We start from the raw sequence: 5723 nt of genomic DNA, 5'->3' as shown, positions 1-5723 counted from the left end.
CCCCCTCCCCCTCCGGGTGGCCGGTCGCGCGGCCCCGGCCCGCCGAGGCCGCGCGACCGGCCACCCGGAGGGGGAGGGGGCGCACCAGTAGGCCGTTACTCAGGCCGTTACTTCGGGACGGTCCAGAGCTGGCGTTTGTTGCTGTCGGCCGTGTGCAGCTGGACCTTGGTGCCGTCGGCGGTGGCGCCGTCGGTCACGTCGAGGACCTTGCCCGACGCGACGTGGACGATCCGGCCCTTCGCGTCGACCGACCAGCGCTGCGAGGCGCCGCCGTTGCAGTCGAAGAGCTCGATCTTGTTGCCGTCGGTGGTGGCGTTGCGCGCGTCGTCCAGGCACTTGCCCAGCGCGCGGAACGTGCCGTCCTTCCCCACGATCCAGGACTGCGCCACCGAGCCGTTGCAGGTGTAGAGCTGGACCTGGGTGCCGTTGGCCGCCTTCGCGCCCTTGACGTCGAGGCACTTGCCACCGAGCCCGGTCACCCTGCCCTGGGGCGGGACGGCCGCGCCGGCGCCGGCGGCGAGGGTGCGCAGGCCCTGCGCGTCGAACTGCTGGACGTAGGTGCCCGCGCGGGCGTCCGTGTAGCCGTGGTTCGCGGTGCACATCACCGGCTTCTCGCCGGAGTCCTTGCCCACGGCGCAGTCGCCGCGCGTCGCGCTGCGGTCCGCGTGCGTCAGGCCCATCGTGTGGCCGAGCTCGTGGCTGATGTGGTTCCGCATGAACGTCTCGCCCCAGGAGGGCGCGGGCTTGCCGTCCGCGGTGAAGAACTCGGTGTCGATGTAGGCGTGCCCGCTGGTCACGGTGCCGGGGAGAGAGGAGGAGATGAGACCGCAGCTCAGGTTGGGGGCGCCCGAACCGTCACGGACGATCTTCCAGCCGGTCTGCCCCTTGTCCGCGGGCGGTACGCACGGGCGCTTGAGCACACCGATGAGGATCTCGCCCTTGGGCCGGACGTAGTCCCAGCCCACAGGAGTGGTGTCGACGTCGACGGGCAGGCTGGTGACGCGCTGGAGGTCCGCGGCGGACGCCTTCACATAGCGGCCCAGCCAGTTCACGGACTTCTGGTCGTAGAACTTGATCGTGTAGCCGGTCGGCAGCGACTGGGTCATGCCCGTCGCCAGCTTCCACCCCTCGCCCTGCGACGCCGCGGCGGCCGCCCCCGCCACCGCCGCCTTCGCGTGCGCGGGTGCCGCGCCCGGCGACATGACACCGTCGCGGAAGACGGTCCCGTCGGTCGCGGAGACGGTGCCGGAGTCGGCGTCGGAGTCCGCGTCGCCGGACAGGGCGTCGGACGGGCCCTCGGCGGTCGTCGCCGTGGTGTCCCCCGTGCCGAACGCGCTGGGCATGACCTGCGCCGTCACCGCGATCACCGCCACGGCACCCGTGGCGGCGACGGCTATGCGTCGTTTGCCGGTAAGTCGCATGTGCTGATGGGCCTTTCCCCGTTGTTGTTCCACCGGTTACCCGGGGGCCGTACCGTACCGGGCGCCCGGGCAGGAGTGATCTTGGGCCCCCTCGGTCACCGTTCCCCGCCCGTGGCGCTCCGCCAGCCGTAGCCCGTGCTGCGGAGGCGGCGCTGGACGCGGTGGAGCCTCGGGTGGCGGTCGCGCTGTTCGCGGGCGGCGCGGTCCAGTTCCTCGGCCAGCCGCTCGGTCCGCTTCTCGACGTCGAGCTCGTCCAGGATCCGGTCCACCTCCGCCAGCAGCGCCCCGTGGAGCTGCCACTGGCGCGGGTGCCGCCGGACGCCCTGGAGGAGCAGTTCCGCGGCGCGGTCGCGGCTCGCGCGGCCGGCGGCGAGTTCCGCGACGAGCCGGGACTCGGCCTCCTCGGCGTTGGCGCTCACCTGCGTGGTGATCAGGACGGCGAAGCTCTCCACCGCTCGGGCGAGGTGGACGAACACCTCCCGCAGGGCCTCCGCCACATCGGGGGCGAACAGCGCCTCCCCGGTGCGTTCCTTGGCGAGGTCGGTGAGGGTGCGGCAGATGACCCGCAGGACGACGGCGGCGATCTCGAGCGCGTCGAGGCCGGTGCGCAGCACGATCCGGTGGAGCAGCCCCTCCCTGACCCGGGGGTTGAGGCGCAGGCTGTCCTCGGCCTGCCGCAGCGCGGCGTCCACCTGCACGATCTCGTGGTCCAGGCGGCGCGCCTCGTGGAGCCGGGCGGCCGCCTCCGCGACGGGGATGTGGTCGCCGAGTTCCTCGCCGACCCGCTGGAGGAGCCGTCCCATCCGGCGGGAGAGGTGCTCGATGGCCTCGCTGGCGGGCTGCACCCACACCGGGGGGACGAACAGCACGTCGAAGAGGAGGCCGACGACGGCGCCGATGAGGGTCTCCAGGACGCGGTCCCAGGCGGTGTAGCCCACCTTGGTGACCCCGAGGACCAGCATCGCGCTGATCGCCACCTCGGGCACGAATTCACCCGCGCGGACGAACCGGCCGATGATCAGCGAGGCCAGGATGATCAGCCCCAGGCTCCACCAGGTCAGGCCCACGACGACGCTGAAGCCGATGGCGATCAGCACGCCCGCGACCACGGAGTTCACCCGGCGGATGCCGGTGGTGAGGGTGGAGTAGAGGGTGACCTGCACCACGAGGATCGCGGTGAGCGGGGCGGTGAGCGGCGCCGGCTCGCTGCTCAGCTGGAGGGCCACCACATAGGAGATCACCGCCGCCAGCGTGGAGCGGACCGCCTGGACGACGGCGGGCTCCCGGTGGCGCCGCACGAGGGTCGTCAGGGGGTCGGTGAGGTCGGGCAGCACGCTGTGCCTCTTCCCGCCGTCGTCTCCCCGGGACACCATGCCGTCACCGGTGTGGAGCAACCGGCCGGTCCGCCTCTTCCTGTCTTGTCCCCTCTCGATCAGGACGGTTTTCATCATATGCCGGTGAATGACATATGGTGGTGGCATGACTGACCGTGCGATGCAGGAACCGACCCTTCTCCTCCTCACCGCCCTCGCCGACGAGCCGCGGCACGGCTACGCGATCGCGCGCGAGGTGGAGTCGATCTCCGGCGGGCGGGTGAAGATGCGGACCGGCACGCTGTACGGGGCGCTGGAGCGCCTGCTGCAGCAGGGGCTGGTCGAGGTGCACAAGGAGGAGGTCGTCGACAGCCGGCTGCGGCGCACCTACACCCTGACCGCTCCCGGCCGTGCGACCCTGGCCGCCGAGGCCGAGCGGATCGCGGCCACCGCGCGCGAGGCCACACGGCGCCTGGGCGCCACCGGCAAGGCGGCCACCGCGTGAACCCCGTACTGCTGCGCCTGTACCCGGCCGGCTTCCGCCGCGCCTTCGGCGACGAGATAGCCGAGTCCTACCGGGAGGCGACCGAGGGGGCGGGCCGGCGCGCCCGTCTCCGCGAGGCCGCCGACATCGCCACGCACGCCGTGCGACTGCGCCTCGGCCTCGGCTCCGCACACCCGGGCGGACGGCTCTTCGCCGCCGTCGCCCCCTTCGCCCTGGCCGCGACGGCCGCCTACGCCGCCTTCAACCTCATCGGGAGCGCCGGAGACTGGTACGTCATGCGCGCCGCGGGCACCCCCGACCGCGTGAGCGCGTTCATGGCCTTCATGAACGGCTGCTACCTGCTGACCTTGATCGGCGCGGTGGTCGCGCTGGCCGGGCGCTACCTCCCCGGGGTGCTGTGCGCGGTCGCCGGGGCGGTGGGCAGCTCGGTGACCTTCCTCTACCCGGTCTGGCGCATGCCGCCCGACCTGAGGTGGGAACTCGTGGGCTTCCTGCTCGCGCCGATCCTGATCGCCGCGCTCCCGCTGGCCTGCCCGCCCGACCTGCGCCCGGCCCGCCGGGTGCGCGGCGCGGCGGGGACGCTCGCGCTGGTGGCGTGGGCCGTCCTTCTGGTGGGCGCGGTCGTCGTCATCGACCCGCTCGGGATCGGTCTGCACTTCCCCTGGCGGTTCGGCGTCCCGATGATCGCGGCCCTGTTCCTGGCGGGCCGCCGGGCCTTCGCCGGCATCCGCACCACCGTTCGACTCGCCTGCGCCGCCGCGCCGTTCATCGTCACGATGTACTTCTCCGGATGGGTGCAGAGCGAGGAGATCCTGGCGCTCCTCGGTGCCCTCGCCGCCACCGCCGCGGCCCTGCGGCTACGGCGTGGCAAGGGCCCCGACACGGTGAACCCCGCCTGACCGCAGGTCTTCTTCGACCGGCCGCCTGGCCATAGGACCTTCCATGCCCATTTCCGTACCCACCCGAGCTGCCCGCAGCCTGTCCGGGGCAGTCGGGCAGCGAACAACCCCCGCGCCGGCCGAGGGCGGACGGCTGGCCGCGGTCGACGGGCTGCGGCTGCTCGCGGCCGCGGCCGTGGCCGCCTACCACTACCTCGGCACCCCGACCCCCCGTTTCTGGGGCGAGAACTACGACCTCCCGCAGGCGGCACCACTGCTGCACGCGATCAGCGGCTACGGCTGGCTCGGCGTCGAGGCGTTCTTCCTGATCAGCGGCTTCGTCATCTGCATGAGCTGCTGGGACCGCACCCCGGCGCAGTTCGCCGTCTCCCGTATCGCCCGGCTCTTCCCGCTGTACTGGGCCGTCGTCCTGATCATCGTCGCCGCAGGCACGGTCACCGTGCTCGCCGGACAGCGATCGGGGGCGCCCACGGACCTGCGCACCACCCTGGGCAACCTGACCATGATCCCCAGCCCGCTCGGCCTGGACTTCACCGCCGGTGTCGCCTGGACACTATGGGTCGAAGCCCGCTTCTACCTCCTCATGGGCGCGCTGCTGCTGATCGGCCTGACCTACCGGCGCGCCATAGCCTTCGGTTTCCTCTGGCTCGTCCTGGCGTCCATCGGCCGCGAACTGCACTCCACCGCCCTGGACGAGATCCTGCTCAGCCGGTACGCCGGACTCTTCGTGACCGGCATCGCGCTCTACCTGATGCACCGCTTCGGACCCAACCTGCTCCTGTGGCTCCTGGCCGGCTTCGCCTGGTGCTACACCCTGACCGTCCTGAACGACCGCGTCGCCACACACCCCGGCACCAGCTGGGCGGTCAGCGCGGCCGTCCTCACCGGCTTCCTCGTCCTGCTCGCCCTGGCCGGCCCCGGACCGCTGCGCCACCTCCAATGGCGCACCCTCGTCTACGCCGGCGCCCTGACCTACCCCTTCTACCTGGTCCACCAGAGCCTGGGCATACCCGCCACCCGCGGCATCCTCAAAATGGTCCCCGGCCTCGGCCTGCTCCCCTCGATCGGCCTCGGGCTCTTCTTCTCCCTGCTGCTGGCCGCCGCGCTGAATCGCCTGGTCGACCGCCGCCTCGGCCGCTTCCTGCGCCACCATCTCACCACCGCCCTCGATCCCGGTCGCACCGGCCCGAACCGGCCGGCACCGTCTTCCGGCTAGCCGGTCGGGGAGCGCACCGGCCGGGCCGGGTCGCCCACGGTCGTCCTCTCCTCGTCCTGGGGAGCTGCTTCAATCACCGGTATGGCTGATCACATAGTGGTACGGGTGTTCACGGGACCGGAAGGCGGAGGCGGCAATCCGCTCGCGATCGTCGAGGACGGCCCCGGGGTCCCCATGGAGTCCCGGCAGGGGCTCGCGGCGGAACTGGGTTTCAGCGAGACCGTGTTCGTCGACGACCCCGCCACCGGCCGTGTGGACATCCGGACGCCGAGTGCCGCGCTGCCGTTCGCGGGGCATCCGCTGGTCGGTGTCGCGTGGTGGCTGCGGCGGCGCGGAACTCGGCGTCCGGATGTCCACACGGCCGGTGGC

Annotated in this window: 6 protein-coding genes; 4 read left to right on the top strand and 2 right to left on the bottom strand. The window is 72.4% G+C overall.

Going from position 1 to position 5723, the window contains the following annotated elements:
- Positions 1–107 precede the first annotated feature (107 nt).
- A complete protein-coding gene (locus K6I33_RS30705; protein ID WP_229357821.1) occupies positions 108–1421 on the bottom strand; it encodes a ricin-type beta-trefoil lectin domain protein in 1314 nt (437 codons plus the stop codon).
- 95 nt (positions 1422–1516) lie between these two features.
- The gene (locus tag K6I33_RS30700) at positions 1517–2752 is read right to left on the bottom strand and encodes an FUSC family protein (protein WP_374286199.1); all 1236 of its coding nucleotides are present in this window, start codon (positions 2750–2752) and stop codon (positions 1517–1519) included.
- A 148-nt stretch (positions 2753–2900) separates the two neighbouring features.
- Between K6I33_RS30700 and K6I33_RS30695 the strand changes: the two genes are divergently transcribed.
- From K6I33_RS30695 to K6I33_RS30680, 4 genes are all read left to right on the top strand, one after another.
- Positions 2901–3239 carry a PadR family transcriptional regulator gene (locus K6I33_RS30695; protein ID WP_229357819.1) on the top strand — a complete coding sequence of 113 codons (339 nt, stop codon included), beginning with the start codon at positions 2901–2903 and terminating at the stop codon, positions 3237–3239.
- A complete protein-coding gene (locus K6I33_RS30690) occupies positions 3236–4138 on the top strand; it encodes a hypothetical protein (protein ID WP_229357818.1) in 903 nt (300 codons plus the stop codon). Before K6I33_RS30695 ends, K6I33_RS30690 begins: the two co-directional genes overlap by 4 nt.
- 43 nt (positions 4139–4181) lie before the next feature.
- Positions 4182–5354, top strand: a complete 1173-nt coding sequence (locus K6I33_RS30685) for an acyltransferase (protein ID WP_229357817.1) — start codon at positions 4182–4184, stop codon at positions 5352–5354.
- An 81-nt stretch (positions 5355–5435) separates the two neighbouring features.
- Positions 5436–5723, top strand: a 288-nt coding sequence (locus K6I33_RS30680; protein ID WP_229357816.1) for a PhzF family phenazine biosynthesis protein, incomplete at its 3' end; no start/stop codon positions are given.

It is taken from the genome of Streptomyces sp. UNOB3_S3, assembly GCF_020740895.1.
GTDB lineage: Bacteria > Actinomycetota > Actinomycetes > Streptomycetales > Streptomycetaceae > Streptomyces.
The sequence above is the reverse complement of the archived record's forward strand: the minus strand, read 5'-3'. Positions and strand labels throughout refer to the sequence as shown.